The sequence below is a fragment of the Blastococcus sp. SYSU DS0552 genome, assembly GCF_054050815.1.
This window is the reverse complement of the sequence record NZ_JBJHAB010000013.1, coordinates 57,317-82,708: the sequence shown is the minus strand read 5'-3', so window position 1 is coordinate 82,708 and position 25,392 is coordinate 57,317. Positions and strand designations below refer to the sequence as shown.

At 75.5% G+C, this 25,392-nt stretch carries 28 protein-coding genes; 17 read left to right on the top strand and 11 right to left on the bottom strand.

What is annotated here, in order from left to right; all coding sequences use genetic code 11:
- The first annotated feature begins 385 nt into the window (after positions 1–385).
- The gene (locus ACI8AG_RS14375; RefSeq protein ID WP_456597593.1) at positions 386–1,630 is read left to right on the top strand and encodes a glycosyltransferase family 87 protein; all 1,245 of its coding nucleotides are present in this window, start codon (positions 386–388) and stop codon (positions 1,628–1,630) included.
- Here ACI8AG_RS14375 and ACI8AG_RS14370 read toward each other — a convergent pair.
- Both ACI8AG_RS14370 and ACI8AG_RS14365 read right to left on the bottom strand, forming a co-directional pair.
- Positions 1,568–2,992: a phospholipid carrier-dependent glycosyltransferase gene (locus ACI8AG_RS14370; RefSeq protein ID WP_456597592.1), complete on the bottom strand. Its 1,425-nt coding sequence runs from the start codon at positions 2,990–2,992 to the stop codon at positions 1,568–1,570. The two genes, ACI8AG_RS14375 and ACI8AG_RS14370, sit on opposite strands and share 63 nt — an antisense overlap.
- A gap of 4 nt (positions 2,993–2,996) precedes the next feature.
- A complete protein-coding gene (locus ACI8AG_RS14365) occupies positions 2,997–3,254 on the bottom strand; it encodes a hypothetical protein (RefSeq protein ID WP_456597591.1) in 258 nt (85 codons plus the stop codon).
- 165 nt (positions 3,255–3,419) lie between these two features.
- On the opposite strand from ACI8AG_RS14365, the gene ACI8AG_RS14360 reads away from it, so the two are divergent.
- Positions 3,420–4,196 (top strand): polyprenol monophosphomannose synthase, encoded by a 777-nt coding sequence (locus ACI8AG_RS14360; protein WP_456597590.1) that lies wholly within the window; start codon positions 3,420–3,422, stop codon positions 4,194–4,196.
- 38 nt (positions 4,197–4,234) lie between these two features.
- Here ACI8AG_RS14360 and ACI8AG_RS14355 read toward each other — a convergent pair whose 3' ends face one another.
- Positions 4,235–5,455, bottom strand: coding sequence for a DUF2786 domain-containing protein (locus ACI8AG_RS14355; RefSeq protein ID WP_456597589.1), 1,221 nt, complete (start codon positions 5,453–5,455; stop codon positions 4,235–4,237).
- A gap of 88 nt (positions 5,456–5,543) precedes the next feature.
- Between ACI8AG_RS14355 and ACI8AG_RS14350 the strand changes: the two genes are divergently transcribed.
- The 6 genes from ACI8AG_RS14350 to ACI8AG_RS14325 all read left to right on the top strand — a co-directional run bounded on the left by ACI8AG_RS14350 (position 5,544) and on the right by ACI8AG_RS14325 (position 9,644).
- A complete protein-coding gene (locus ACI8AG_RS14350) occupies positions 5,544–5,936 on the top strand; it encodes a TOBE domain-containing protein (RefSeq protein ID WP_456597588.1) in 393 nt (130 codons plus the stop codon).
- Positions 5,937–6,041: 105 nt separating this feature from the next.
- The gene (gene modA, locus ACI8AG_RS14345) at positions 6,042–6,800 is read left to right on the top strand and encodes a molybdate ABC transporter substrate-binding protein (protein WP_456597587.1); all 759 of its coding nucleotides are present in this window, start codon (positions 6,042–6,044) and stop codon (positions 6,798–6,800) included.
- A complete protein-coding gene (locus ACI8AG_RS14340) occupies positions 6,797–7,594 on the top strand; it encodes an ABC transporter permease (protein WP_456590198.1) in 798 nt (265 codons plus the stop codon). Before modA ends, ACI8AG_RS14340 begins: the two co-directional genes overlap by 4 nt.
- Positions 7,591–8,637: an ABC transporter ATP-binding protein gene (locus ACI8AG_RS14335; RefSeq protein WP_456590199.1), complete on the top strand. Its 1,047-nt coding sequence runs from the start codon at positions 7,591–7,593 to the stop codon at positions 8,635–8,637. The genes ACI8AG_RS14340 and ACI8AG_RS14335 overlap by 4 nt, the downstream gene beginning before the upstream one ends.
- 21 nt (positions 8,638–8,658) lie before the next feature.
- The gene (locus ACI8AG_RS14330; protein WP_456597586.1) at positions 8,659–9,237 is read left to right on the top strand and encodes a nucleotidyltransferase family protein; all 579 of its coding nucleotides are present in this window, start codon (positions 8,659–8,661) and stop codon (positions 9,235–9,237) included.
- Positions 9,234–9,644: a molybdenum cofactor biosynthesis protein MoaE gene (locus tag ACI8AG_RS14325; protein WP_456590201.1), complete on the top strand. Its 411-nt coding sequence runs from the start codon at positions 9,234–9,236 to the stop codon at positions 9,642–9,644. The genes ACI8AG_RS14330 and ACI8AG_RS14325 overlap by 4 nt, the downstream gene beginning before the upstream one ends.
- On the opposite strand, the gene ACI8AG_RS14320 is transcribed toward ACI8AG_RS14325, so the two are convergent.
- The 5 genes from ACI8AG_RS14320 to moaA are packed head-to-tail and all read right to left on the bottom strand — an operon-like array spanning position 9,607 to position 12,716.
- Positions 9,607–10,350 (bottom strand): CPBP family intramembrane glutamic endopeptidase, encoded by a 744-nt coding sequence (locus ACI8AG_RS14320; protein WP_456597585.1) that lies wholly within the window; start codon positions 10,348–10,350, stop codon positions 9,607–9,609. The two genes, ACI8AG_RS14325 and ACI8AG_RS14320, sit on opposite strands and share 38 nt — an antisense overlap.
- Positions 10,347–11,186 (bottom strand): SMP-30/gluconolactonase/LRE family protein, encoded by an 840-nt coding sequence (locus ACI8AG_RS14315; RefSeq protein WP_456597584.1) that lies wholly within the window; start codon positions 11,184–11,186, stop codon positions 10,347–10,349. The genes ACI8AG_RS14320 and ACI8AG_RS14315 overlap by 4 nt, the downstream gene beginning before the upstream one ends.
- Positions 11,187–11,188: 2 nt before the next feature.
- The gene (locus ACI8AG_RS14310) at positions 11,189–11,383 is read right to left on the bottom strand and encodes a hypothetical protein (protein ID WP_456590204.1); all 195 of its coding nucleotides are present in this window, start codon (positions 11,381–11,383) and stop codon (positions 11,189–11,191) included.
- Between the two features lie 21 nt (positions 11,384–11,404).
- Positions 11,405–11,659 (bottom strand): MoaD/ThiS family protein, encoded by a 255-nt coding sequence (locus tag ACI8AG_RS14305; protein WP_456597583.1) that lies wholly within the window; start codon positions 11,657–11,659, stop codon positions 11,405–11,407.
- Position 11,660: 1 nt separating this feature from the next.
- Complete coding sequence (gene moaA / locus ACI8AG_RS14300; protein WP_456590206.1) at positions 11,661–12,716, bottom strand: GTP 3',8-cyclase MoaA; 1,056 nt, start codon at positions 12,714–12,716, stop codon at positions 11,661–11,663.
- Positions 12,717–12,865: 149 nt separating this feature from the next.
- Between moaA and ACI8AG_RS14295 the strand changes: the two genes are divergently transcribed.
- Both ACI8AG_RS14295 and ACI8AG_RS14290 read left to right on the top strand, forming a co-directional pair.
- The gene (locus tag ACI8AG_RS14295; protein ID WP_456597582.1) at positions 12,866–14,104 is read left to right on the top strand and encodes an MFS transporter; all 1,239 of its coding nucleotides are present in this window, start codon (positions 12,866–12,868) and stop codon (positions 14,102–14,104) included.
- Between the two features lie 73 nt (positions 14,105–14,177).
- Positions 14,178–15,017 (top strand): aldo/keto reductase, encoded by an 840-nt coding sequence (locus ACI8AG_RS14290; protein WP_456597581.1) that lies wholly within the window; start codon positions 14,178–14,180, stop codon positions 15,015–15,017.
- A 96-nt stretch (positions 15,018–15,113) separates the two neighbouring features.
- Here ACI8AG_RS14290 and ACI8AG_RS14285 read toward each other — a convergent pair whose 3' ends face one another.
- Positions 15,114–15,503 carry a GntR family transcriptional regulator gene (locus tag ACI8AG_RS14285; RefSeq protein ID WP_456597580.1) on the bottom strand — a complete coding sequence of 130 codons (390 nt, stop codon included), beginning with the start codon at positions 15,501–15,503 and terminating at the stop codon, positions 15,114–15,116.
- Complete coding sequence (locus ACI8AG_RS14280) at positions 15,500–16,381, bottom strand: hypothetical protein (protein ID WP_456597579.1); 882 nt, start codon at positions 16,379–16,381, stop codon at positions 15,500–15,502. Before ACI8AG_RS14280 ends, ACI8AG_RS14285 begins: the two co-directional genes overlap by 4 nt.
- A gap of 120 nt (positions 16,382–16,501) precedes the next feature.
- Here ACI8AG_RS14280 and ACI8AG_RS14275 point away from each other — a divergent pair, with 120 nt between their 5' ends.
- Genes ACI8AG_RS14275 through ACI8AG_RS14265 form a run of 3 tightly spaced genes read left to right on the top strand, consistent with a single transcriptional unit; the run spans position 16,502 to position 20,375 of the window.
- Entirely contained in the window at positions 16,502–17,098 is a 597-nt protein-coding gene (locus ACI8AG_RS14275) for a PadR family transcriptional regulator (protein ID WP_456597578.1), read from the top strand.
- Positions 17,095–17,823 (top strand): ABC transporter ATP-binding protein, encoded by a 729-nt coding sequence (locus ACI8AG_RS14270; protein WP_456597577.1) that lies wholly within the window; start codon positions 17,095–17,097, stop codon positions 17,821–17,823. Before ACI8AG_RS14275 ends, ACI8AG_RS14270 begins: the two co-directional genes overlap by 4 nt.
- Positions 17,820–20,375 (top strand): FtsX-like permease family protein, encoded by a 2,556-nt coding sequence (locus tag ACI8AG_RS14265; protein ID WP_456597576.1) that lies wholly within the window; start codon positions 17,820–17,822, stop codon positions 20,373–20,375. Before ACI8AG_RS14270 ends, ACI8AG_RS14265 begins: the two co-directional genes overlap by 4 nt.
- An 88-nt stretch (positions 20,376–20,463) precedes the next feature.
- Here the strand turns inward: ACI8AG_RS14265 and ACI8AG_RS14260 are convergent, their stop codons facing one another.
- On the bottom strand, positions 20,464–21,273 hold the full coding sequence (locus tag ACI8AG_RS14260) for a DUF3097 domain-containing protein (RefSeq protein WP_456597575.1): 810 nt from the start codon (positions 21,271–21,273) through the stop codon (positions 20,464–20,466).
- A 349-nt stretch (positions 21,274–21,622) separates the two neighbouring features.
- On the opposite strand from ACI8AG_RS14260, the gene ACI8AG_RS14255 reads away from it, so the two are divergent.
- The 4 genes from ACI8AG_RS14255 to ACI8AG_RS14240 all read left to right on the top strand — a co-directional run bounded on the left by ACI8AG_RS14255 (position 21,623) and on the right by ACI8AG_RS14240 (position 25,381).
- The gene (locus tag ACI8AG_RS14255; RefSeq protein ID WP_456597574.1) at positions 21,623–22,447 is read left to right on the top strand and encodes a DUF2382 domain-containing protein; all 825 of its coding nucleotides are present in this window, start codon (positions 21,623–21,625) and stop codon (positions 22,445–22,447) included.
- Between the two features lie 180 nt (positions 22,448–22,627).
- Positions 22,628–23,257: a TetR/AcrR family transcriptional regulator gene (locus ACI8AG_RS14250; RefSeq protein ID WP_456597573.1), complete on the top strand. Its 630-nt coding sequence runs from the start codon at positions 22,628–22,630 to the stop codon at positions 23,255–23,257.
- Positions 23,254–24,879: an acyl-CoA dehydrogenase family protein gene (locus ACI8AG_RS14245; protein ID WP_456597572.1), complete on the top strand. Its 1,626-nt coding sequence runs from the start codon at positions 23,254–23,256 to the stop codon at positions 24,877–24,879. Before ACI8AG_RS14250 ends, ACI8AG_RS14245 begins: the two co-directional genes overlap by 4 nt.
- Positions 24,872–25,381: a PaaI family thioesterase gene (locus ACI8AG_RS14240; RefSeq protein WP_456597571.1), complete on the top strand. Its 510-nt coding sequence runs from the start codon at positions 24,872–24,874 to the stop codon at positions 25,379–25,381. Before ACI8AG_RS14245 ends, ACI8AG_RS14240 begins: the two co-directional genes overlap by 8 nt.
- Positions 25,382–25,392: the final 11 nt, after the last annotated feature.

Below are 25,392 nucleotides of genomic sequence, written 5' to 3'. Positions count from 1 at the left end.
GGTGCGCTGGCCCACCCCGCGTTCCCGCGGGAACGCGCGCTCCTCGCGACCGCCCATCGCCTCGAGCGTCCCGCCGCCTTCCGGGGGCCGGCAGAGCCGCTCGCCTGCGCCGGCCGGACGTTCTCGCGGGTCGGCGGGCATCCGCGAGGGGCGAGCGGCGGGGCATGCGGCCCACAATGGGCGCGACCCGCCCCGGCGCGAGCCCGCGCGGCGTCGACGAGAGGAGCACGAGCGGTGTGACGTGGCGGTCGATGGTCAGCCGATCGAGGGTGAGCGCGTCGTCGCACCGCTGCCCCGCCGGGTCGGCTGCCTCCCCCACTCGCGCAGCTCTGGTGGGGGCGGTGGCCCGGGAACGCGGGGACCTGCAGCCGGGGGGGACGGTTCGATGACTGGCGGCGGACGGCTGCGTGTCCGCGACCGGCGGGTCGGTCACGGTGCGGTGATCGCCGTCGCGCTGCTCGTGCTCGCCGGGGGCTGGTGGGCGAGGGCGCGGTGCCTGGGCGGTGGCTGGGTCGACGGCGAGCAGTACTACGGCTACTGCTACACCGACGTCGCTCCGCTGTGGTACGTGCGGGGGCTGGCCGACGGGGCCGGCCCCTACGGGTCCGACCCCCTGGAGTACCCCCCGGTGCTCGCCGTGCGCATCTGGCTTGCCGCCGTCCTCGCCCACGCCCTCCCGGGTGATGCCACGGTCAGCACCTTCTTCGCCACCAACGGCCTGTTCGTGGTGGTCGAGGTGCTGGTCTCCCTGATGCTGCTCCGGCGATTGGGCCTGTCGCCGCGCAGGTTGCTCTGGTGGGCCGCCGCCCCGGCGCTGTTCTTGTACGCCTTCTACAACTGGGACACCCTGCCGGTGGCCCTGCTGCTGGGGGCGGTCCTGCTGCACCAGCGCGGTCGGCACACGGCCTCCGGGGTCGTCGCCGGCCTCGGTGCGGCCGCGAAGGTGTTCCCCGGGTTCCTGGTACCGCTGGTCGTCCTGGCGCTGCTCGCCCGTCGCCGTCCACGCGCCGCCCTGTTGCACGGCGGTGCCGCGGCGCTGGCGTTCGCCGCGGTGCACGTGCCCGGCTACCTGCTGGCCCCCGAAGGCTGGGATCGCTTCTACGAGTTGAGCCGCCGACGGGCCATGCACGTCGACAGCCTCTGGTACCTGCTCGCGCAGCTGGGTGGCCCGCAGCCCGGACCGGCGGCGCTCGGCGTCGCCAGTCTGCTGGTGTTCGCGGCCGGCGCGGTCGTGGTCGTCGTCCTCGGGATCCGGCGGCGTCCGCCCGAGGAGTGGTGGCAGGTGCTGCTGCCGGTGCTGGTCTGCTTCATCCTCGCCAACAAGGTCTACTCCCCGCAGTACACCTTGTGGCTGGTGCCGCTGATGGCTCTCGTCCTCCCCCGCGCGGCCCCGTTCATCGCCGTGGTGGCCGCCGACGTCCTGGTGCACGCGGTCGAGTTCCCCTTCCTCGCCGGGCGCGCGGGCCACGGGGACGAGCTCCCCTATCCGGTGATGGGTGCGGCCGTCGCTCTGCGGGCCACCGCCCTGGTGTGGGTGCTCGTCGAGGCGGTGCGCCGCCCGGCAGGGTCACCGCCAGGACGACAGCCAGTACCGGAGGTCGAGGGCGTCCCGAGCCAGCGGGATGCCTAGCCAGATCGGGGCGAAGAAGGCGAAGCAGGCCACCGCCAGGACGAGCAGCGCAGTCCCGACGAGGCGGGGCCTGGGGCCGACCTGGATGGCCCGGACCAGGCCGAGGGCGATGAACGGCACCGCCGGGACAAGGTAGAAGAAGTAGCCCGGCTTGCCCGCGGCCAGCCAGGGGAGCCAGAGCAGGGCCAACGGGACGAGGATCGTGGCCGCGACGCCGTCCCGACGTACCGCGGCCCGCCAGAGCAGCACCGGGTAGGCGAGCAGCGCCGGCCACCACAACGCGGGACTGCCGACCAAGGTGATGCGGGCGACCGTCTGGGGCGGGACCTCGCACTCGGCCGCCTCCTGCTGCCGCGTCGTGCAGCTCTCGGCGTAGGCGAGCACCGGCCGTTCCAGCCACACCCAGCCCAGCGGGTCCGAGCGGTACGGGTGGGTCGCCTCCAGGTTCCGGTGGTAGCTGACGAGATCGACCTGGGTGTCCCACCACGTCGACAGCCGCTCCCCGGCGTCGGCGGAGCAGGCGCCGGGGCCGCAGGCGCGCGAGCCGGCGTAGCTGTCCTCGTAGTTGGCGAACCAGCCCGCGAAGCTCGCGACGTAGACGGCCGCGGGGACGACCAGCAGGCTGAGCACGGCTCCAGCGGTGACGGCGACCGCTCGCTGCGCCGCCCGGCGCACGCCTTCTCCGCGCCCGGCCAGTTCGGTTCCCAGGACGAGCAGCCCGGCCGCGCCGACGGCCAGCAGGCCGGACCACTTGGTGGCCACCGCCAGGCCCAGCGCCACGCCGGCCAGCCAGCGGTAGGGGGAACCGAGCAGGGACCGGTGGAACGGTTCGCCGGCTCCCCGTGCGGAGCGGCGGGCATCCCGGTCGAGCAGGAGGAGCCAGAACGCCGCGATGACGCACAGTGCGAGCGTGGCGTCGAGCATCGCCATGCGACTGGTCGTCACCGCCAGCCCGTCGAGCGCGACGAGCGCAGCGGCGAGGGCCGCCGGCGCCACCCGCCGGAAGAGGCGCAACCCGCTGAGGTAGACCAGCAGCACCGAGGCGGTCCCGGCCACGGCGACGCCGATCCGCCAGCCGAAGGGCGTGAAGCCGAAGAGCTGGATGCCCAGGGCGATGACCCACTTGCCCAGCGGTGGATGCGCCGGGCGCTCCTCCTCCACCCCCCGGGTCACGTATTCGTACCCGTCCGAGCCGTAGTACTTCTCGTCGAAGAACAGCCGGCCGGGGTCGCCCAGGTCCCACAGCCGGATGGCGGCCGCGAGGACGACCAGGGCCACCGGGACCCACCGCGACGACAGCGGACGGCGCCCGGAGGCGCCGCCCGCTGCCGGCTGGTCCGCCTGGACGGCGGCAGTGCTCACCCGGTCACTCGGTGCCGAACTCGGTCTCGGTCTCGGTGTCGACCTCGGTCTCGGTCTCGACGGTCTCGGTCTCGGTCTCGGTCTCGGTCTCGGTCGGCTCGAGGGTCTCGGTGACCTCCGTCTCCTCCTCCTCGGTCTCGGTGACCTGCTCGGTCTCGGTCTCGGTGACCGTTCCGGGCTCGTCCTCCCCGCAGGCCGCGAGGCCCAGCGCCAGGAAGCCGGAGAACGAGGCGGCGGCGACGCCTCGGGTGAGTCGATTCATGTCGCTCTCCTGTCACGTGCGTTCGGCGTGCGTGCGAGCCCGTTCCATGTCCGCTGAGTCCCCGGGTACACGCGATGCCGTGGTAACGAATGCATCACGGTGGATGTCTCGGCGCGAGGTCGCAGGAAGTGTGTCGGCTCGGCCTGAACGGGGAAATGCCGCGGGATGATCGCTCCCAGCGTGTGCGTCTGCATTCCCACGTACGAGGAGCGGGAGAGCCTGCCGCGCACGCTGGCGGCCGTCCGGCGTGCGGTGCCCGGGGCGCACGTCCTGGTCATCGACGACAACAGCCCCGACGGCACCGGGGCGGTGGCCGAGGAGATCGCCGGCCGCGACCCGCAGGTCCGGGTCCTCCACCGGCCGGGGAAAGCGGGTCTGGGCCCGGCCTACGTGGCCGGCTTCCGCTGGGCCCTGGCCCAGGGGTTCGACGTCGTCGCCCAGATGGACGCCGACGGATCGCACCGCCCCGAGGACCTCCCGCGGCTGCTGACGGCCCTCACGGAGGCCGACGCGGTCCTCGGGTCCCGGTGGGTGCCGGGCGGCGCCGTCCGGAACTGGCCGCGCAGCCGGGAACTGCTGAGCCGGACCGCCAACCGGTACGTGCGCTCGGCCCTGCGGCTCCCCCTGCGCGACGCGACCGGCGGCTTCCGGGCCTTCCGCCGCCATGCCCTCGAGCGGGTGGAGCTGGACTCCCTGCAGTGCGAGGGGTACTGCTTCCAGGTCGACATCGCCCGGCGGCTCGTCGCCGCGGGGCTGCGCGTGACGGAGGTGCCGATCCTCTTCCTCGACCGCGAGCTGGGCGCGAGCAAGATGAGCGGGCGCATCGTGCGGGAGGCGCTCCTGCGGGTGACGGCGTGGTCGCTGGAACCCGTGTTCGCGTGGGGGAGGCGCCACGGCGCCGTGGAGGCCGCCGGCAACGCGGTGCCCGCACCGACGAGGTGACCATGCCCCTGCGGCGGTGGTGTCGGTAGCTGGCGGCGTCAGCGCAGGGGCGAGCGCCGGGGCGCGACGTCGGCGCGCTCGGCCGCGGCCCGGCCGGCGTACCAGCCGCCCGCGTCCACCGAGGAGCGGCTGCGGCCGGCCCGGACCCGCGGGAACAGCTCGGCGGTGCGGGCCGCCACGGCCTCCTGCCGCGAGCGCAGCACCGGGAGCAGGTCCGCGCCCCGCTCCGCGGCCGCCTCGGCGGTCGCCCGCCGGCGCGCCGCGGCGAGCCGCTCCCCGATGCGGTGGGCGTAGCCCAGCAGGAACGCGCGGCGGAACGACCGCGAGGTCGGGCGGCGGCCGTCCTGCCGCTCGGCGGTGGCCAGCGCCTGGGCGACCTGGAGCAGCAGCGAGGTGAACAGCAGCTCCACCGCGTCCAGATCGGCCCGGATGCCCACCAGGGTGGCGATGCCCAGGCCCTGGTACCAGACCAGCCGCACGTCGTTGGCCTCCGCGACGGCGCCCAGCAGCTGCGTCTTGGCCCGCGCGTACGGGTCGGCGAGGTGCACCCGGCGGGTGTCGACGTCGGCGCCGGACGGTGGGCCGCCGTCGAGCAGGGCCGCATCCACCGCGTGCCGGGTCATGAGCTCCTGCGCCTTGGCCGTCAGCGCCTCGGCCTCGTCGGGGAACCCGGTCGACTCCGCCTTGGCCAGCAGTGCGCGGATGCGCCGCAACGCCCGGTCGTCGTCGCTCGCGGAGCGCCGCTCGGCGCGCGGCCGGGCGGCGCCCCACCGTGACGGCGGCGGCACGAGGAGCTCGATCCGGGCGGTGGTGCGCAGCATCCCGGTCAGCTGCAGCGCGATGCGCCACGCCTCGGCCGGCGCCCGCCGCTCGGACCGGTGCCAGGCGGTGACCGTGGCGACCCCCGTGGCGCCCCCGGCGTCCAGCGCCCCCAGCTCGCGCAGCTGGTCGACCCAGCCCTCCGGCGCCCGGGACACCGCATCGGTGCGGCGCGCGTGCTCGGCGACCAGCGCGACGAGCAGCGGCACCGACGCCGCACCCACCTGGCGCCGGGCGGCGTGGGCGACGTCGGCCGGCTGCCAGCCGCGCTCCCAGGTCTCGTCGAGCGCGTCGAGCAGGGCCCGCGTGACCAGGCCGTCGTCGTCGAGGCCGACCCCGCGCGTGCTCAGCGTGGCCGCCAGCTCCGCGGCGACCCCGGCGTCGGCGAGCAGCGGGGCCCGGTGCTGGAGCAGGTCCGCGAGCGAGGCGTCGTCGATCACGACCGGCATGCTGCCCGCCCGCGCCGACGCTCGCCCGGACCGGCTGTGGACGACACCAGCCGTCCACAGCCGCGGCTAGGGTCTGGCCGTGGCCGCCACCTACCGCATCGCCGAGGCGGCGACGCTGCTCGGCGTCAGCGACGACACGGTGCGGCGCTGGGTCGACGGGGGTCGCCTGCCGGCGCGCCGGGAGGGCGGGGGGCCGGCCGTCGTCGACGGCGCCGACCTCGCCCGGCTGGCCACGCAGCTGCGCGAGGCGCCCGAGCCCGGGACCACGCCGTCCTCGGCGCGCAACCGGCTCGCCGGCATCGTCACCAACGTCGTCCGCGACGGCGTCATGGCCCAGGTGGAGATCCAGGCGGGCCCCTTCCGCATCGTGTCCCTCATGTCCCGCGAGGCGGCCGACGAGCTGGGGCTGGTGGTCGGCGTCCGGGCGGTCGCCACCGTCAAGGCCACCCAGGTCAGCGTCGACGTGCCGTAGTCCGCATCTGCGGACCTCTCATCCCACTGCCTTGCGCAGATGCGGGGATCGCTGCTCTGATGTTCCGCAGGCGCGGCCATCGGAGCCGTCGCCCGGGAGGGGTTCATGCGTTCGCGTCCGCTGCTCGCGCTGCTCGCGGCGGCGCCCCTCCTCGCCGGCTGTGCGGGGGAGGGGCCGGACGGCGACCGGTCCGGCGGCACGCTCACGGTGTACGCCGCCGCGTCGCTCGTGGACGTCTTCGACCGGCTGGAGGCCGAGTACCGCGAGCGCCACCCGGACGTGGAGGTGGACATCGGCTACCTCAGCAGCGCGGCTGCCGCAGCGGCGATCAGGCAGGGCGCGCCGATCGACGTCTTCGCCTCCGCCGACGAGCGGCAGATGCAGCTGGTCGTCGACGCGGGCCTGGCCGAGGAGCCGCAGGTCTTCGCCGCGAACGTGCTGACCCTCGCCGTGCCCGAGGGGAACCCGGCCGGCGTCACCGGGCCGGCCGACCTGGCCCGCGAGGAGCTGGCCGTCGCCCTCTGCGCGCCCCAGGCGCCCTGCGGTGCGGCCGCGGAACGGCTCCTCGCCGCCGTCGGCGTGACCGCCCGCCCGGACACCTACGAGGAGGACTCCCGCGCCACCCTGCAGAAGGTCGAGCTCGGCGAGGTCGACGCGGCGCTGGTCTACGTCACCGACGCGGCCGCCCGGCACCACGCGGTCGACGCGATCGAGGTGCCGGAGGCCGGGGCGGCGGTCAACCGGTACCCGATCAGCGTGCTGGCGGAGGCCCGGAACCCGGAGGCGGCGCGCGCCTTCGTCGACCTGGTGCTGTCTGCCGAGGGCCGCGAGGTGCTGCGGGACGCGGGGTTCCGGACGCCGTGACCCGCGAGACTGCCCGCGTCCCGGCGCCGCTGCTGCTGCCCGCCGCGCTCGGCGTCGCCTTCCTGGTGCTGCCCCTGGTGGGTCTGGTGGTGCGGACGCCGTGGTCCCAGCTCGGTGCCCAGCTCGCCGCCCCGGGGGTGGGGGAGGCGCTGCGGCTGTCGCTGGTGTCGGCGACGCTCGCCACGGCGCTGTCGCTGCTGCTCGGCGTCCCCCTGGCCTGGGTGCTGGCCCGCTCCCGGGCGCGCGGCCGCTCGGTGCTGCGCGCGCTGGTGACGGTGCCGCTGGTCCTGCCGCCGGTCGTGGGTGGCGTCGCGCTGTTCCTCGTGCTGGGCCGGCAGGGGATCGTCGGCTCCTGGCTGCACGACGCCTTCGGGATCACCATCCCGTTCACGACGGCGGCGGTCGTCATCTCCCAGACGTTCGTCGCGATGCCGTTCCTCGTGATCAGCGTGGAGGGGGCCCTGCGCGCCGCCGACGCCCGGTTCGAGGACGTCGCCGCCACCCTGGGCGCCGGCCGCTGGACGACGTTCCGCCGGGTCACCCTGCCGCTGGTCGCGCCCGGGGTCGCGGCCGGTGCGGTGCTCTGCTGGGCCCGGGCGCTGGGCGAGTTCGGCGCCACCATCACCTTCGCCGGCAACTTCCCCGGCACCACGCAGACGATGCCGCTGGCGGTGTACCTGGCGCTGCAGCGCGACCCGGACGCGGCGATCGTGCTCTCGATCGTGCTGCTGGCCGTCTCGCTGGCCACGCTGCTGCTGCTCCGGGACCGCTGGCTCGGCCGGGGGGCGGCGTGAGCCTGGCCGCGACGGTCGCCACCCGCCGGGGAGCCCTCGACCTGCGGGTGGACGTCGAGGTGGCCGACGGCGAGGTGCTGGCGGTGCTGGGCCCGAACGGGGCGGGGAAGAGCACCTTCCTGCGCGTCCTGGCCGGGCTGGTGCGGCCCGATGCCGGCCGGGTCGTGGTCGACGGCGAGATCTGGGACGACGCGGGCACGTCGCGCCCGGCGCACGAGCGGGCGCTGGGCATGGTGTTCCAGGACGCCCTGCTCTTCCCGCACCTGAGCGTGGCCGACAACGTCGCCTTCGGCCTGCGGGCGCGCGGGGCCGGCCGGGCGGCAGCCCGGACGGCCGCGGCGGGGTGGCTGGCCCGGGTCGGGCTCGACGGGCTGGGCCCGCGGCGGCCGGCAGAGCTCTCCGGGGGGCAGGCCCAGCGGGCGGCGCTGGCCCGCGCCCTGGTCGGAGACCCGGCCCTGCTGCTGCTCGACGAGCCGCTGTCGGCGCTGGACGCGCGCACCCGGCTGGCGGTCCGGGCCGAGCTGCGCCGGCACCTGGCCGGCTTCCGCGGCAGCACGGTGCTGGTCACGCACGACCCGGTGGACGCGATGGCGCTGGCCGACCACGTCGTCGTCCTCGAGGAGGGACGCGTCGTGCAGGCCGGCACCCCCGCGGAGGTGGCCCGCCGGCCGCGCACCGACTACGTGGCCCGGTTGGTCGGGCTCTCGCTGCTGCCCGGCGCCGGCGAGGGCCGGCTGGTGCGCCTCGACGGCGGGGCGGTGGTGGCGGTGGCCGAGGAGGCGCGCGGCCCGGTGTTCGCGGCGGTGCGCCCCGAGTCGGTGGCGCTGTATGCGTCGCGGCCCGACGGCAGCACCCGCAACCTGTGGCGGGAGCGGGTGGTGGGGGCGACCCCGCACGGCGCCACGGTGCGCTGCGAGCTCGCCGGCGAGGTGCCGCTGGTCGCCGACGTCACCGCCACCTCGTTCGCCGAGATGGGGCTCGCCCCCGGCGTGGAGGTCTGGGCGGGCGTGAAGGCGTCGGAGGTCGCCGTCTACGCCCGCTGAGCACGCTGGGAGGCTGGGGGCATGAGCACCGCCGCCGTCGTCCTGGCCGCCGGGGGCGGCCGCCGCTACGGGATGCCCAAGGCGCTGGTCGAGTACGAGGGCAGCCTGCTGGTGGAACGGGCGGTACGGACGGCGCGGGTCACCTGCGAGGTCGTGCTTGTCGTCCTCGGCGCGCGGGCGGTCGACGTCTGGCGCAGCGCCGACCTCACCGGGGCCACCGTGCTGGCCAACAAGGAGTGGGAGACCGGGATGGCCTCCTCGCTGCGCGCCGGGCTGGAGGGGCTGCGCGGCTTCCCGGGAACCGTCGACGCCGCGCTCGTCACGCTGGTGGACATGCCGGGCATGACGCCCGCGGCGCTGGCCTCCGTCGCCGCGCACGCCGCCCCGGACGCGCTCGCCGTCGCCACCTACGACGGCGTCCGCGGCCACCCGGTGCTGCTCGGGCGCGACCACTGGGCCGGGATCGTGGAGACGGCGACCGGGGACGAGGGCGCCCGCGGCTACCTCGCCGCGCACGACGTCGTCGAGGTCGACTGCACCGGGTTGGCCGATCCGGTCGACCTCGACGTGCCCCCGCCAGGGGTAGCGTCGGGCCCGTGATCGCCCGGGTCGTCGATGCGCCGCTGTCCGTTCCCGAGCACGAGGACGCCGTCGCCGACAAGGCGGCCGGCGCGGTGGTCTCCTTCGCCGGGGTCGTGCGGGACCACGACGGCGGCCGCTCGGTGACGGAGCTGGAGTACGTCGGGCACCCGAGCGCGGCCGAGGTCATCACGGAGCTGGCCGAGGAGTTCGCGGCGCGCCCGGAGGTGCACGCCGTCGCGGTCAGCCACCGCATCGGCCTGCTGGGGATCGGTGACGTCGCCCTGGCCTGCGCGGTGAGCGCCTCGCACCGTGGCCAGGCGTTCGCCGCCTGCGCCGAGCTCGTCGACGAGGTGAAGAAGCGGCTGCCGATCTGGAAGCGGCAGGTCTTCACCGACGGCGAGGAGGAGTGGGTCGCCTGCCCGTGACGACGGCCCGGGGACCGCTGGACGACGGCCGACACCGAGCGTGCGCGGAGAGTCCTCCTCGACTGAGCGCCCGCGCGGTCACCGCCGCCAGCAGCCCGGCGCCGTTGGCGCCCAGGTGCAGGCCCGCGGGGGCGAGCAGGCTCCCGCTCCGCAGCCGCAGCCAGCCCAGCACGCCGCCGCCGAGCCCGGTCGCCGTCAGGGTCGCCGCGACGGGACCACCCGCGTCGACGGCACCGCGGAGGTGCCACAGCGCGAAGACGAGCGCGGTGGCGGCGGTGGCCCCGTGGTCGCCGAGCCGCCGGCGGGCGACCGCCAGGAGGACGCCGCGGAAGGCGACCTCCTCGGCGAACACGGTGCCCAGCGGGATGTGGACGAGCAGGCGCGCCGCCACCTCGCGGGGCGGCGCCGCGCCGGCGGGCGAGCGGGCCAGGGCTTCCCGTGCCGCAGGCACCCCCAGGGCGAGGAGGTAGCCCGCCGCGGCACCGGCGAGCCCCGCGCCGCCCCAGCGCGCGCCCGCCCGCCGTGCGCAGCGGTGCACCCCGAGCTCCCGGGTCGTGAACCCCGCCGAGCGGGCGCCCCGCCAGAGGGCGGCGGCAGCCCCCGCGTTCGCCGCCGTGCGCACCGCAGCGGCAGGCAGGAGCGCCGGGACGACCAGGGTGCGCCACGCCAGGTACCCGGACGACGCGACGACCAGCGGCAGCGTCAACCGGCGAACAGGCGCGCCGGCTGTCCGCGGACGCCCACGTCCACCCGGAACAGCGACCCGGCCACGCCGTCGTCGAGCCCGCCCTCGGCGGACGTGGTGATGAAGAGCTGGTCCAGCCCCGGCCCGCCGAGCGTGCAGGCGGTCACCTGGGGCGTCGGGAGCTCGACCACCGCGTCGAGCCGCCCGTCGGGGGAGTACCGGTGCACCGTTCCGCTGCCGTACAGCGCGACCCACACCCCGCCGGTGCTGTCGACGGTCAGCCCGTCGGGGTTCCCGTCGTCCGGGAAGGTCACGAACGGACGGCGCCCGGTCAGGCCCGCGCCCGGGTCGTAGTCGAAGACGTCGATGCGGTGGGTCGCCGTGTCGTTGTAGAACGCCCGCGACCCGTCGGGGCTCCAGTCCAGCCCGTTGGAGACGGTGACGCCGGTCAGCGCCCGGTGGACGGCGCCGTCGGGGTCGAGCCGGTAGAGGGCGGCGGCGCCCGGCCGCTGGTCGTAGGCCATCGACCCGCACCAGAACCGGCCGTCGGGGTCGCAGCCGCCGTCGTTCATGCGCACCGACGGGTCGTCCCACACGGCGCCGAGGGGGGTGAGCGTGCCGTCGGCGTCCTGCAGGGTGAAGCCGCGCTCGACGCCGATCACCGCGCCGCCGCCCCGGCGCGGCCGCAGTGCCGCCGCCACCTCCCCCACGTGCTCGCGGCGGACCGTTCCGTCCGCCGCCAGCGAGAGGACGTCGCCGGCCTGCATGTCGACCCAGCGCAGCCCGCCCCACACCGCCGACCAGACCGGCCCCTCCGCGTGGTGGGCGACCGGCCCGGTGATCTGCTCGGCGCGCACGGTCAGCGCGTGCCCGCGGGCCCGTCCTCGCCGGCCGCGTCCTCGCGCTCCAGCTCGGCCTCCTCGGCCTCGGCCTCCAGCCGGTGCGCCTCGCCGTCGATCTTGGCGGCGGGGTCGCCGTGCGACTCGCCGTACAGCTCTTCGGCCCGGCCGTACAGTTCCTCGGCCTTCGCCTTGGCCTTGTCGAAGATGCTCATGCGCCCATCCTGGCGCGCTGATCAGCCTCCGGCAAAGGGCGGGAGCACGTCGACCACCGCGCCGGCGGGCAGCCGCGCGGCCCGGTCGCGGGCCTGCGCGCCGTCGACGAGGAACGAGCAGGCGGTGAGCACACGCTCCAGCCGCTCGCCGTGGTCGGCGACGATCTGCCCGACCAGCTCGTCGAGGCTGCCGGCCTCGCGGGCCTCGGTCTCGACGCCGGCGGCCGCGCGGGCTCCGGCGAAGTAGCGGACGGTGACGCGCGCCTGGTCGTCCACGTCAGCCGCCGATCGCGGACATGGGGCGGGTGGGCTGCAGGAAGCTGGGGTCGTCGATGCCGTGGCCGGGCAGCTTGCCCAGGGTGGCGATCCGCCACCGGTCGGCGAGCTCGGTGTCGGTGGCGCCGTCGCGCATCGCGGTGCGCAGGTCGGATTCCTCGCGGGCGAACAGGCAGTTGCGGATCTGCCCGTCGGCGGTGAGCCGGGTGCGGTCGCAGGCGCCGCAGAACGAGCGGGTCACCGAGGCGATCACCCCGACGGTGGCCGGGCCGCCGTCGACCAGCCACCGCTCGGCCGGCGCGGAGCCGCGTTCCTCGCTGTCGGGTGTGAGGGTGTGCGCCGCCGAGAGCCGTTCCAGGATGTCCTCGGCGGTGACCATCCGCCCGCGGGTCCAGGCGTGGTGGGCGTCCAGCGGCATCTGCTCGATGAACCGCAGCTGGTAGCCCTGCTCCAGGCAGTAGTCCAGCAGCGGGACGGCGTCGACGTCGTTGATCCCGTGCAGCAGCACGGCGTTGACCTTGACCGGGGTCAGCCCGGCGTCGCGCGCGGCGGCCAGCCCGGCCAGCACGTCGTCGAGGCGGTCGCGGTGGGTCAGCTGCTTGAACCGGTCGCGGTCGATGGTGTCGAGGCTGACGTTGATCCGGTCCAGCCCCGCTGCGGCCAGCGCCGGCGCGGTCCGGGACAGCCCGATGGCGTTGGTGGTGAGGCTGACCTCGGGGCGGGGGTGCAGCGCGGTCACCGCGTCGACGATGCCCACCAGGCCCGGGCGCAGCAGCGGCTCGCCGCCGGTGAAGCGCACCTCGCGGATGCCGAGCTGCTCCACCCCGATGCGCACCAGCCGGACGATCTCCTCGTCGGTGAGCACCTCCACCTTGGGCAGCCAGTCCAGCCCCTCGGGCGGCATGCAGTAGGTGCAGCGCAGGTTGCACCGGTCGGTGAGCGAGACCCGCAGATCCGTGGCGGTGCGGCCGTACCGGTCGACCAGACCGCCGGAGCCCGCGGGCACCGCGCCCACGGCGGGGCGCACCGCGGGGTCGGGGAGCGAGGCGCTGGTCATGGCCCGAATGTAGCCGCGACCGGTGACGCGTGCGGAGCAGGAAATGCGCGGCCGGCGGCGGGGCCGTGTTGCTAGCCTGCCCCTCGCCACCCGAGAGACCGGCGGAGGACGTCCTGCACTCGCCCGTGGCCAGGAAGCGCGAGAGAACAGTGTCGGTCAGCACCGTCTTCAGCCCCTACCGTCGCCTCTTCGCCGTCCCCGGGTCGGTGGCCTTCTCCCTGGCCGGGTGGGTGGGGCGGCTGCCCGCCCCCATGCTCGGCCTGGGGGCGGTGCTCCTGGTCTCGCAGGAGACGGGCAGCTACGGCCTCGCCGGGGCCGTCTCGGGCGCCCTCGCCCTCAGCTACGGCATCGCCGGCCCCCAGTGGGCGCGGGCCATGGACCGCCGCGGCCAGAGCCCGGTGCTGCGCCTGGCGATGGCCTGCTTCGCCCTCTCCGGCGTCGGGTTCGTCGCGGCGGTGGTCGCGGGCGGGCCCCGCTGGAGCTGGTTCCTGCTCGCGGCGGCGGTGGGGGGCAGCAGCCCCAACGTGGGTTCGCTGGTGCGCGCCCGGTGGGCCGCGGTGCTCGACCCCGCGGGCCGGCAGACGGCGTTCGCCTTCGAGGCCGTCGCCGACGAGGTGGTCTTCGTCGTCGGGCCGCCGCTGGTGACTCTCCTGGCCACCCTCGTCGCCCCGCCCGTCGGGTTCCTCGCCGGCGTCGTCCTGGGCACCGTCGGAGGCCTCTGGCTGGCCGCTCTGCGCGACACCGACCCGCCGGCGCACCCCGTCGCCGGGCCGTCCCCGGTCCGGTGGTGGGCCGTGCTGACGCCCACGCTGCTGGTCGTCGTCGTCACCTACCTCGCGGTGGGCACGGTGTTCGGCGCCATCGACGTGGTGGTCGTGGGCTTCGCCGAGGCCGAGGGGGCGCCTGCGCTGTCCGGGGTGGCCCTGGCCGTCTTCGCCGCGGGCAGCCTGCTGGCCGGGCTGGTCTACGGGCTGGCTCGGCTGCCCGGCACGCTGGCCACCCGGTTCGTGGCGACGGCCGTCGCCTTCGCCCTCGCCGCGCAGCTGTTGTGGGGGGTCGGCTCGCTGGCCGTGCTGATCGGTGGCGGCTTCCTGGCGGGGCTGACCATCGCCCCGGTGCTCGTGTCGGGCACCTCGCTCGTGGAGTCCCGGGTCGTCCCCGGCATGCTCACCGAGTCGCTGGCGTGGACGATCTCCGGTCTCACCCTCGGCGTGACCGTGGGCTCGGCGCTCGCGGGTGCCGCGGTGGACGCCTGGGGCGCCGAGGCCGCGTTCGCCGTGCCGGCGGTCGCCGCCGCCCTCGCGGGTCTGCTCGCGCTGGGCGGGGTGGCGCTGGTCGGGGACCGCCCGGCCCCCGCGGAGCTGGTTGAGGACCGCATCACCGGGTAGGCGGGGTCGGGGCCGATCGCGCACGACCGACCGTGCGGCTCGCGGCCTTTCCCCGAACCGGAAGGATCAGCCTGTGGCCACCGTGCCCACCCTCGCACTCAACAACGGCGTCCAGATCCCGCAGCTGGGGTTCGGCGTCTACCAGGTGCCGCCCGAGAAGACCGCCGACACCGTGGCGACCGCGCTCGAGGTCGGCTACCGGCACATCGACACCGCCGAGATGTACGGCAACGAGAAGGGGGTCGGCGAGGCCGTCGCCCGCTCCGGCATCGACCGCGGCGAGATCTTCGTGACGAGCAAGCTGAACAACGGCTTCCACCGCCGCGACGACGCGCTGCGCGCCTTCGACCGGACGCTGGCCGATCTCGGCTTCGAGTACCTCGACCTGTTCCTCATCCACTGGCCGCTGCCGGGCATCGACGTCGACTACATCGAGACCTGGAAGGCGCTGGAGGAGATCTACCGCGACGGCCGCTGCCGCGCCATCGGCGTCTCCAACTTCCAGGAGCACCACCTGCGCCGGCTGTTCTCGGACACCGAGATCACCCCGGCCGTGAACCAGATCGAGGTGCACCCCTACCTGGCGCAGGACGCGCTGCGCGCCTTCGACGCCGAGCACGAGATCGTCACCGAGGCCTGGTCGCCGATCGCGCAGGGCAAGGTGCTCGGCGACCCCGCCATCACCGCGATCGCCGAGCGGCTCGGCCGCACCCCGGCCCAGGTCGTCCTGCGGTGGCACATCCAGCGCGGCGACGTCGTCTTCCCGAAGTCGTCCTCCCGTGAGCGCATGGCGGAGAACTTCGCGCTGTTCGACTTCGAGCTCAGCCGCGAGGACATGTCCGCGCTGACCGGCCTGGACCGCGGCGAGCGCACCGGCCCCGACCCGGACACGTTCAACTACATCCCCGGCTGACCCGACCGTCCTGGCTCACCGTTCGGGGTCCTGGCTCAGCACCGACCGTGAGCCAGGACCCCGAATGATCAGGTCACCTGATCATCAAGGGCAGCCTCAGCCGGTGGCAGCACGCGCGAGGGCGGCGCGGACGACGGCCAGCACGGTCGCGTCGTCCACGCCGTCCTCGCGTGCCGTCCGGGCCAGCGCATCGGCAGCGCTGCGGATCCGCTCCTGGACGCGCGGCGGGGGCGCCGCGCCGGTGACGACCGTGCCGGTGCGCCGCCGGCTGGCGACCAGGCCGGCCGCCTCCAGCTCCGAGTAGGCCCGGGCGACCGTGCCGACGGCCACGCCCAGGTCGGCGGCGAGGGCGCGCATCGTCGGCAACCGGCTGCCGGAGGGGAGCAGGCCGCCGTGCACCGCCGCGGCGATCTGGCTGCGGATCTGCTCGTAGGGCGGGACCGGGCTGCCGACGTCGACGGTGAGGGCCGGTGGCGGGGAGCTCATGCCGCGGCCGGCACGCGGTCCGCCGGCACCGCGGGGGCGCGCCAGCAGGCGACGCCCACGCCGCCGAGCATCGCCGCGACGCCCGCGAGCGCGATCACGGGGCTCGCACCGTCCCACGGACCCGCGCCGGTGGAGCCGGTGCCCAGCCCGTGCAGCGCCGTCCCGGCGACGAAGAGGAGCCCCCCGGCCACGACCAGCGGGACGCCGGCGGCGATGCGCAGCACCCGGTGCGCGGAGGCGCGGCGGAGGGCGTCCTCGATCCGCTCGTCCTCGGTGGCCACCGCCGGCCGGGCGGCGACGACCCAGAGGGCCACCGCGGTGGCGACCGCGACCGCGAGCAGGCCTGCCGCCGCAGGCCCGCCGTAGAAGAAGCCCGGGAAGGGGCTCGCGGCGGCCGACGAGAAGGCGTCGGGTGAGTAGGTGACGCTGCGGCCGTCGGGCGCGGCGAGCAGAGCCCCACCGACGACCGTGAGCGCGGCGAGAGCGAAGGCGGCCGCGGTGGTGCGCAGCAGCCACCGCGGCGCCGCGTCGAGCGGGCCCCGGCGAACCAGCCGGGCCCGGCGCACGTCCCCGGCCGGCCGCGGCCAGGTCAGCTCGCCGAGCGCCAGGACGACGACGTGCACGACCCCGCACGCCACGGGCGTGAGCAGCACGGTGACGCCGAAGCCGCCCGGGGAGGTGTTGCCCACCTCGGCCGCCAGGAAGGCGAACGCGGCAGCCGCCCCCAGGGCGTAGGCGGCCGCCGCGGTTCGGGTGGCATGCCGGCGCGCGGCGGCGACGGCGTGCTCGCGGCTGGGTGGCGACCGGCGCGCCAGGCCCGCGCCGACGACCACGGTGACGACCGCCGTGAGCAGCAGGAGGAACGAGAGGCCTGCCACGTCGACCTCCACACAGTCAATAACTCAAGGGATTGAGACAATGACGTGGCGGGGGCGGCCTGTCAAGCCGATCGGCGGGTCCCTTGCTACATGGATACCGAGTATGCATACTCCGTATCCATGTCCATCCGACACGGCCTGCTCGCGCTCCTGGAGCGCGGCCCCAGTCACGGCTACCAGCTCCGCGCGGAGTTCGACGCGGCCACCGGCGCCACCTGGCCCTTGAACGTCGGGCAGGTCTACTCGACGCTCGACCGGCTCGAGCGCGACGGGCTGGTGGCCCAGGACGGGCCGCCGGACGCCGATGGCCGGATCGCCTACCGGATCACCGACGTCGGCCAGGCGGAGCTGCGCGGCTGGTTCGCCTCCCCGGTCAGCCCGAAGGGCGCCCCGCGCGACGAGCTGGCGATCAAGCTGGCGCTGGCGGTCACGACGCCGGGGGTCGACGTCCTGGACGTGGTGCAGACCCAGCGCACCGCCACCATGACCGGCCTGCAGGAGATCACCCGGCTGAAGACACGCGTCACCGGCGACCAGGAGCTCGCGTGGTCCCTGGTGCTGGACTCCCTGGTCTTCCGCGCGGAGGCCGAGATCCGCTGGCTGGATCACTGCGAGGCCCGGGTCGCCCGCGCGGCGGCCGGACGGCGCGGCGCGGCGTCCACCCCACCGGCTCCGGCGACCGACGTCGTCCCGGCCGGGAAGCGGGGCCGGCGATGAGCGAGGCGGTGCTGCGGCTGTCCGGGGTGACCCGCGACCACGGGCAGGGCGACGTCGTCGTCCAGGCGTTGCGCGGGGTGGACCTCGCCGTCCACCCGGGGGAGCTGGTCGCCGTCATGGGGCCGTCGGGCTCGGGCAAGTCGACCCTGCTGCACCTCTCCGGCGGGCTGGACAGCCCGACGTCGGGCGCGGTCGTCGTCGAGGGCCGCGACCTGGCCGGCCTGTCGGCGGCACAGCTGGCCGCCGTCCGGCGCCGCAGCGTCGGCTACGTCTTCCAGGACCTCAACCTCCTGCCGTCCCTGTCGGCCGTCGAGAACGTCGCGCTGCCGCTGGAGCTGGACGGCGTCCGGGGCGGGGTGGCGCGGCGCGCGGCTCGGGAGGCGCTGGACGAGGTGGGGGTGGGCGCGCTGGCCGGGCGCTTCCCGGACGAGATGTCCGGCGGGCAGCAGCAGCGGGTGGCCATCGCCCGCGCGCTCGTCGGCCCGCGCCGGCTGCTGCTCGCCGACGAGCCCACCGGCGCCCTGGACTCCACCACGGGCGAGGAGGTGCTGCGGGTGCTGCGCGCCCGGTGCGAGGCCGGCGCCGCCGGCGTGCTGGTGACCCACGAGGCCCGGCACGCCGCCTGGGCCGACCGGGTGGTCTTCCTGCGGGACGGCGTCGTCGTCGACCAGAGCGGGCCGGCCGCCGCGGCGGAGTCGCTGCTGCCCGCCGGCGGCGTCGGGTGAGCGCCTGGCTGACCCGCTGGCGGATGGCGCTGCGCATCGCCCGCCGCGACGCGCTCCGCCACCGCGGCCGCACCGCGCTCGTGCTGGTGATGGTTGGGCTGCCCGTCCTCGTCGTCGTCGGCGCCGACACGCTGCTGCGCACCTGGCAGCTCGACCCCGTCGAGCCGCTGGTCTACGAGCCGGACGAGGACGCGCCACCGTGGTCCGCCGCAGAGGTCCGTGGCCTGCTGCCGGACGGCGCGGAGGTCGTCGAGCGCACCGTCGGACGGCTCGCCTACCGGACCGGGGTGGGCTACGCCGACGTGACCGCCTACGCCGACGACCTCGGCCTGCCGATCCGGAACGGCGCCGTCGAGGTGGTGGAGGGGCGGGTGCCGGCCACGACCGAGGAGGTCGCGGTGAGCGGCGGGGTGGCCGAGCGCGCCCGCGTCGCGCTCGGGGACACCCTCGAGGTGACTCCGGAGGACGTCCCACTGACGGTCGTCGGGATCGTCGCGCCGGGTGCCGGTGAGCGGGACGACCTCGTCGTGGTGGCACCGGGCTCGGCCGACCTGCTGCGCTCGCGCAGCAGCGAGTTCTACGTCTCGGTGCCCGGCGAGCTGGACTGGCCTGCCGTGCGGGAACTCAACGCCGAGGGCCTCGCCGTCGTCTCGCGGGCGGTGGTGGAGGATCCGCCCGCCGAGGAGGAGTACCGGTCGGACATCGCGGTGAGCGGCCCGAACGCCGCCGAGATGGCCGTGCTCGCGCTGATCGTGGTCGGCATCCTGCTCGAGGTGGTCCTGCTGGCAGGCCCGGCGTTCGCCGTGGGGCTGCGGCGGCAGCGGCGCGACCTGGCCCTGCTGGCCGCGACCGGCGGGAGCCCTGCGGACCTGCGGCGGACCGTGCTGGCGTCGGGCGTGGTGCTGGGCGGTGGGGCGGCGGCCGGCGGCGCGCTGCTGGGCATCGGCCTGGCCTGGCTGGCGCTGCCCCTGGTCGGCGACCGGGCCGACGTGCGGTTCGGCCCGTTCGACGTCGCGCCGCTCGACGTCGTGGCCGTCGTCGCCACCGGGCTGCTCGCGGGCCTCGCCGCCGCCGCCGTCCCGGCACGGCAGGCGGCCCGGACCGAGGTCGTCCCCGCACTCGCCGGCCGCCGGGGGCAGGTGCGCACCTCCTGGCGGCTGCCGGTCCTCGGGCTGTGCGCCGTCGCGGCCGGCGCGGTGCTCACCGTGCTCGGCACGCAGGGGAACGAGTTCGGCGTGGCCGCCGGAGCGGCGCTGCTCGTCCTCGGCGCGGTCGTCGCGACGCCGTGGCTGGTCGGGCTGCTCGCCCCGCTGGCCCGGTGGCTGCCTGCCCCGGGGCTGATCGCGGTCCGGGACGCGACCCGCAACCGGACCCGCACCGCCTCGGCCGTCGCCGCCGTCATGGCCACCGTCGCCGCGGTGACGGCGATGGCCATCGGCAGCCAGAGCGACAGCACGCAGGACCGCCGCGACTACGTCCCGCAGGCGCCGATGGGCGCGGCCGTGGTGACCCTCTTCCAGGCAGGCGAGGAGGGCTGGGCCGCCGTCGAGGGGATCGTCGCCGACCAGCTGCCCGCGCATCCGGTCGGCCGGATCGGGTCCGTCGCCTACGCCGAGGACGAGCCCCGCTCGCTGACGCCGGTCCGTGCCGGGTGCACCGGCGGGCCGGGCGAGTGCCACTGGTTCTCCGAGGACGTGGCCTGGCTGCGACCCACCTTCGGTGGCGAGGTGGTGGTGGCGGACGCCGGAATGGCTGCCGCGGCGACCCCCGACCGGTGGCGCGAGGAGGTGACCGCGGCCCTCCGGGTGGGACGGGCGGTGGTGTTCGGCGGGGGTGCCGTGGACCCGGCGGGGGAGGTCACCCTGCTGGGTTCCACGTGGAACGGCAGCTCGGACGAGATCCTCGGCCGGGTGGCGCTGCCCGCCACCGAGATCGCGGTGCCGTCGGGTGCTGCGCTCCAGGTGCCGTCGCTGGTCGTCGTGCCTCCCGTGCTGGCCGACCGGCTCCCGGTCCCGGTGACGACGACCTCGTTGGTGATCGGCGGCCCGGAGGCGCCGGTCACGCCCGCCGCGGAGGAGCGGCTGGCCGAGGCGGTACGCGGTGTGACGGCGCAGGCGTACGTCTACGTGGAGCGGGGCTGGACCGACGGGTTGGCGATCGGCCGGCTGCTGCTGTTCGCCGTGGGCGGCGTGCTGGTGCTCGTGGCCACGCTGACCGCCACCGGGCTGGCGCTGGCTGACGCGCGACCCGACCTGGCCACGCTCGCAGCGATCGGGGCCGCGCCGCGGACCCGCCGGTCCATCGCCATGGGCTCGGCGGCGGTCATCGGCGTCGGTGGTGCGCTGCTCGGCCTGTTGGTGGGCGCCGGCCCGGGCATCGCCGTGGCCGTCCCGCTGACCAGCACGGACTTCGGGACGGGCGCGCGGCCGCTGATCGACGTCCCCTGGTTGCTGCTCGCCGGCGTGGCCGTGGCGGTGCCGCTGCTCGCCGTCGTCGTCACCGGCCTGGCGGTCCGCTCCCGGCTGCCGATGGTGTCCCGCCTGGACGGGTGAGGCCGGCCGGCGTCCTGGCTCAGCATTCGGGGTCCTGGCTCACTGTCGACGGTGAGCCAGGACCCCGAATGATCAGGTCACCTGATCATCAATCGGTGGTCACGAAGTCGATGAGCTCCTCGACCCGGCCGATCAGGGTGGGCTCGAGGTCGGTCCAGACCTTCACCCGGGCGAGGATGCGCTGCGCCCAGACGTAGCCGGTGTCGTCCTCCCAGCCCAGCCGGCGGCAGACACCGGTCTTCCAGTCCTCGCCCTTCGGCACGGTCGGCCAGGCCTTGATCCCGACGACGGACGGCTTGACCGCCTGCCAGATGTCGATGAACGGGTGGCCGACCACCAGCGCGTGGTCGCCGGTGATCTGCGCGGCGATCCGGGACTCCTTGGAGCCGGTCACCAGGTGGTCGACGAGCACCCCGAGCCGCCGCCCGGACGAGGGCTTGAAGTCGCGCACGATCCCGGGCAGGTCGTCGACGCCGTGCAGCGGCTCGACGACGACGCCCTCGATGCGAAGGTCGTGGCCCCAGACCTTCTCCACCAGCTCGGCGTCGTGCTTGCCCTCGACGTAGATGCGCCCCTCGCGGGCCACGCGGGCCCGCGCGCCGACCACGTAGGTCGAGCCCGACGCGCTGCGCTGCGGGCCCGAGGGCGCGTTCTGCTTCGGGCGCACGAGCCGGACCGGCCGGCCGTCGACCCAGAAACCCGGCCCCAGCGGGTAGGCGCGGACCTTCCCGAACCGGTCCTCGAGGTGGACCACGTCCTTCTCGCAGCGCACCACGGCGCCGACGAACCCGCTGCTGGGGTCCTCGACGACGACGTCCTTGAGCGCCTCGACCTCGGGGGTGGGCTTCTTGACCGTGCGGGGGTGGACCAGGTTGTCGTACGGCGAACGGGGAGGCACGCCGACGACGCTAGGCATGCTGTCGGCACGGTCGTGGGCGACTCGCCGACCCGCGTGCCGGACCGATCCCGGACGACACGCCCGGGCAGATCCAAACCACGCAGAGTGAGCGTCGCTACGGGAGTGGCCGGGCGCAACGGGCGATCCGGTGGTGCGCCACAGATACGCGCGTGACCTGCGCCGATGGCCGTTCCGGAGCCCGTGGAGCGCTCCGGGACCGTGACGGGCGGAGCGCTCCGGGCCGGGTCGATCCGCCCGTCGGTCTCGATCGGTTCGTTTCGCTGCGACCGTGCCGGTCACCCATCGGAGGGACGAACATCCCCGAGCTCAGATAGGAGCGACAACGACGATGATCGGCACCGAGACCATCAGCCGAGTGATCGGCCAGGACGTCTACGACGAGACCGGCAGCAAGATCGGGTCGGCCTCCGAGGTCTACCTGGACGACGAGACCGGCCAGCCCGAGTGGGTCACCGTGAAGACCGGCATGTTCGGGACGAAGGAGTCCTTCGTCCCCATCCGTGACGCCGACCTGACCGACGACGGTCTCCGCGTACCGGTGAGCAAGGACCGCGTCAAGGACGCGCCCAAGATCGACACCGACGGTCACCTCTCCCCGCAGGAGGAGGAGGAGCTCTACCGGTACTACGGCATGGGCACGGGCACGACCGGGACGACCGGCCGCACCGACACCATGACCGAGACCACGGGCGTGGCGGGGACCACCGGCACGGCCGACACGGACCGCACCGACACCCGGGGCACCGTCGGCCGCGACACCTCCGGCCCGACCACGGACGACGCCATGACCCGCTCGGAGGAGCGGTTGGACGTCGGCACCCGCCGCGAGGAGACCGGCCGCGCCCGCCTGCGCAAGTACGTGGTGAGCGAGAACGTGACCGAGACCGTCCCCGTGTCCCACGAGGAGGTCCGGGTCGAGCGCGAGCCGATCACCGACGCCAACGCCGGCAAGGCGATGGACGGGCCGGCCATCAGCGAGGAGGAGCACGAGGTCACCCTCCACGCCGAGAAGCCCGTCGTCGCCAAGGAGGCGGTCCCGGTCGAGCGCGTCCGGATGGACAAGGAGACCGTCACCGACCAGGAGACGGTCAGCGCCGACGTGCGCAAGGAGCAGATCGAGGTCGACGGCGCGGACGACGCCCGTCGGCGGTGAGCCCACCCCGGCCGAGGGCCGGGGCACCTGACGAACGGCGGCCGGCCGGGGAGATCTCTCCTCGGCCGGCCGCCGTCAGCATGTCCGGGCACGGGCCCCTTGCGTGCCCGTTCTGAACCATGGTTCACTTCTTCCTGTCCGCGATTGAACCGCGGTTCACTTCTTGATCGGGAGGGCGCCGTGCCGTACCGCGCCACCGAGCTCACCCGGCGCACCGCCGAGCGCAGGCGCGAGACGCTCCTCGCTGCGGCCCGGCACCTGGTCGCCGGGCACGGGTTCGCCGCCGCGACCGTGGCCGCGATCGCCCAGGAGGCCGGCGTCAGCGTGGGTTCGGTCTACTCGCACTTCGACAGCCGCGAGTACCTGCTCGCCGAGGTGTTCCGCAGCGCGGCCGCCCACGAGCTCGCCGCCGTCCGCACCGCCGTCGCCGACGCCGGGCCCCGGCCCGCGGACCGGCTGGACGCGCTGGTGCGCACGTTCGCCGGGCGGGCGCTGCAGGGGCCGCGCATGGCCTGGGCCCTGCTCTTCGAGCCGGTCACGTCCGGGGTCGACGCCGAGCGCCTGGTCTTCCGCCGCTCCTACACCGAACTGGGCGAGCAGATCGTCCACGACGGCATCGCCGAGGGCGTCTTCGTCGAGCAGGACGTGGTACTCGCCGCGTCGGCCGTGATGGGGGCCATCTCCGAGGCGCTCGTCGACCGGCTCCGCCCCCTCGGCCCGGCGACGACCACCCCCACCACCGACCACGACGTGATCACCGGGATCCGGAGCTTCTGCTTCCGGGCCCTGGGTGCGGAGGAGCTCCAGTGACCAGCACGCACGAGGTGTTCAACCAGGCGCCACCGCGGGTGGACGTCGACGAGTACCGGACGAACGCGGTGCTGACCGAGGCGGTCAAGCGCTACGACGCGCAGTGGGCGGACGAGGCGCTCGGCGAGGTCGGCGTGCTGGTGGGGCGGGCGGACTTCCAGCGCGACGCCGAGCTGGCCAACACCCATCCCCCCGTCTTCGCCGGCCACGACCGGTGGGGCCACCGGGTCGACGCGGTGGAGTTCCACCCCGCCTACCACCGGATCATCGGCGCGGCGGTCGAGCACGGGGCGCACACCAGCTGCTGGTCCGCCCCGAGGCCGGGTGCGCACGTCGCCCGCGCGGCCACCTTCATGCTCTTCGCCCAGGTGGAGGCGGGCCACTCCTGCCCGCTGAGCATGACCCACGCCGTCGTGCCCTCCCTCCGGCACTCGCCCGAGCTCGCCGCGGAGTGGCTGCCCCGGGTGTACTCGCGCGACTACGACCCCGAGCTGCGCGACCCGGCCACCAAGCCCTCGGCGATCTTCGGCATGGCGATGACCGAGAAGCAGGGCGGCTCCGACGTGCGGGCCAACACCACCCGCGCCGTCGACGCCGGTGACGGCACCTGGCGGCTCACCGGGCACAAGTGGTTCTGCTCGGCGCCGCAGTCCGATGCGTTCCTCGTCCTCGCCCAGACCGGCAGCGGGCTGTCCTGCTTCCTCGTCCCCCGGGTGCTGCCCGGCGGCGAGCGCAACGTGTTCCGCATCCAGCGGCTCAAGGACAAGCTGGGGAACAAGTCCAACGCCTCCTCCGAGATCGAGCTGGACGGGACCGTCGGGTGGCTCCTCGGCGAGGAGGCGCGAGGCGTGCGCACCATCATCGAGATGGTCGGCCAGACCCGCCTGGACTGCGTCCTGGGCAGCGCCGCCGGCATGCGGCAGGCCGTCGCGGAGGCGGCCTGGCACGCCCGGCACCGCAGCGCGTTCGGTGCCACGCTGGTCGACCAGCCGGCGATGACCGCCGTCCTCGCCGACCTGCAGCTGGAGGCCGAGGCCGCCACCTGGACGGCACTGCGGCTGGCCGCCGCCTACGACAGCGAGGACGAGGAGTCGGTCGCCTTCCGCCGGCTGGCCACCGCGGTGGCCAAGTACTGGGTCTGCAAGCGCGGGCCGAACCACGCCTACGAGGCGATGGAGTGCCTGGGCGGCAACGGCTACACCGAGAGCTTCCCGCTGGCCCGCCGCTACCGGGAGCAGCCGGTGATGGCAATCTGGGAGGGCTCGGGCAACGTCATCGCCCTCGACGTGCTGCGAGCCATGGCGCGCGAGCCCCGGTCGGTCGAGGCCGTCGACCGGGAGATCTCCTCCGCGCTCGGGCAGCACCGGGAGTTCGACGCGCACGTCGCGACCACCCGGCGGCTCCTCGCCCGGGCGCAGGCGGACCCTGCGGCCGCGCCCGGCCTCGCGCGGCGGGTGGTGGAGTCGCTCGCGCTGGCCCTGCAGGGCGCCGTCGTGATCCGCGAGGCGCCCGGCGCCGTCGCCGACGCCTTCGTCGCCGCGCGGCTGGGTGAGGAGCGCGCCCTCGAGTACGGCGCCCTGGACCCCTCGCTGGACCTCGCCGCGATCGTCGCCCGTGCCTGATCCGGCAGTGGACGCGACGGCGCCGGTGACCCGGGCCGCCGATCCCCCGCTGTCACCGGCCATCGCCGAACGCGTGCTCGCGGACCAGCCGTTCAGCCGGCTCCTCGGTGCGCGGCTCACCGGCTTCGGCGACGGCGCGGCCGTCCTCGAGCTGGCGGTGCGCCCGGAGCTGACCCAGCAGAACGGCCACGTGCACGGCGGTGTGCTGGCCTACGCAGCCGACAACGCGGTCACCTTCGCCGGTGGCTCGGTGCTCGGACCGGCCGTGCTGACCGGGAGCCTCACCCTCGACTACCTGGCGCCGGCGCGGGGCCGCACCCTCCGGGCGCGCGCGTCCGTGGTCCACACGACCGGACGGAGGGCCGTGTGCCACTGCGAGGTCCTGTCCGTGGACGACGCCGGTGCCACGACCCCGGTCGCCATCGCCCAGGGCACCGTCGTCGCCGTGCGGCCGGCGCCTCCCCGACCCGGCGGCGCGGCCGACCGCGGCGCCACTCCCTGACCCGACCCGGA

Bases quoted from the DNA above. Each gene is read 5' to 3' on its own strand.
- ACI8AG_RS14375 (WP_456597593.1), top strand. From the start codon at position 386: ATGACTGGCGGCGGACGGCTGCGTGTCCGCGACCGGCGGGTCGGTCAC.
- ACI8AG_RS14275 (WP_456597578.1), top strand. From the start codon at position 16,502: ATGTCCATCCGACACGGCCTGCTCGCGCTCCTGGAGCGCGGCCCCAGT.
- ACI8AG_RS14270 (WP_456597577.1), top strand. From the start codon at position 17,095: ATGAGCGAGGCGGTGCTGCGGCTGTCCGGGGTGACCCGCGACCACGGG.
- ACI8AG_RS14365 (WP_456597591.1), bottom strand. From the start codon at position 3,254: ATGAATCGACTCACCCGAGGCGTCGCCGCCGCCTCGTTCTCCGGCTTC.
- ACI8AG_RS14360 (WP_456597590.1), top strand. From the start codon at position 3,420: ATGATCGCTCCCAGCGTGTGCGTCTGCATTCCCACGTACGAGGAGCGG.
- ACI8AG_RS14255 (WP_456597574.1), top strand. From the start codon at position 21,623: ATGATCGGCACCGAGACCATCAGCCGAGTGATCGGCCAGGACGTCTAC.
- ACI8AG_RS14330 (WP_456597586.1), top strand. From the start codon at position 8,659: ATGAGCACCGCCGCCGTCGTCCTGGCCGCCGGGGGCGGCCGCCGCTAC.
- ACI8AG_RS14285 (WP_456597580.1), bottom strand. From the start codon at position 15,503: ATGAGCTCCCCGCCACCGGCCCTCACCGTCGACGTCGGCAGCCCGGTC.
- ACI8AG_RS14310 (WP_456590204.1), bottom strand. From the start codon at position 11,383: ATGAGCATCTTCGACAAGGCCAAGGCGAAGGCCGAGGAACTGTACGGC.
- moaA (WP_456590206.1), bottom strand. From the start codon at position 12,716: ATGACCAGCGCCTCGCTCCCCGACCCCGCGGTGCGCCCCGCCGTGGGC.
- modA (WP_456597587.1), top strand. From the start codon at position 6,042: ATGCGTTCGCGTCCGCTGCTCGCGCTGCTCGCGGCGGCGCCCCTCCTC.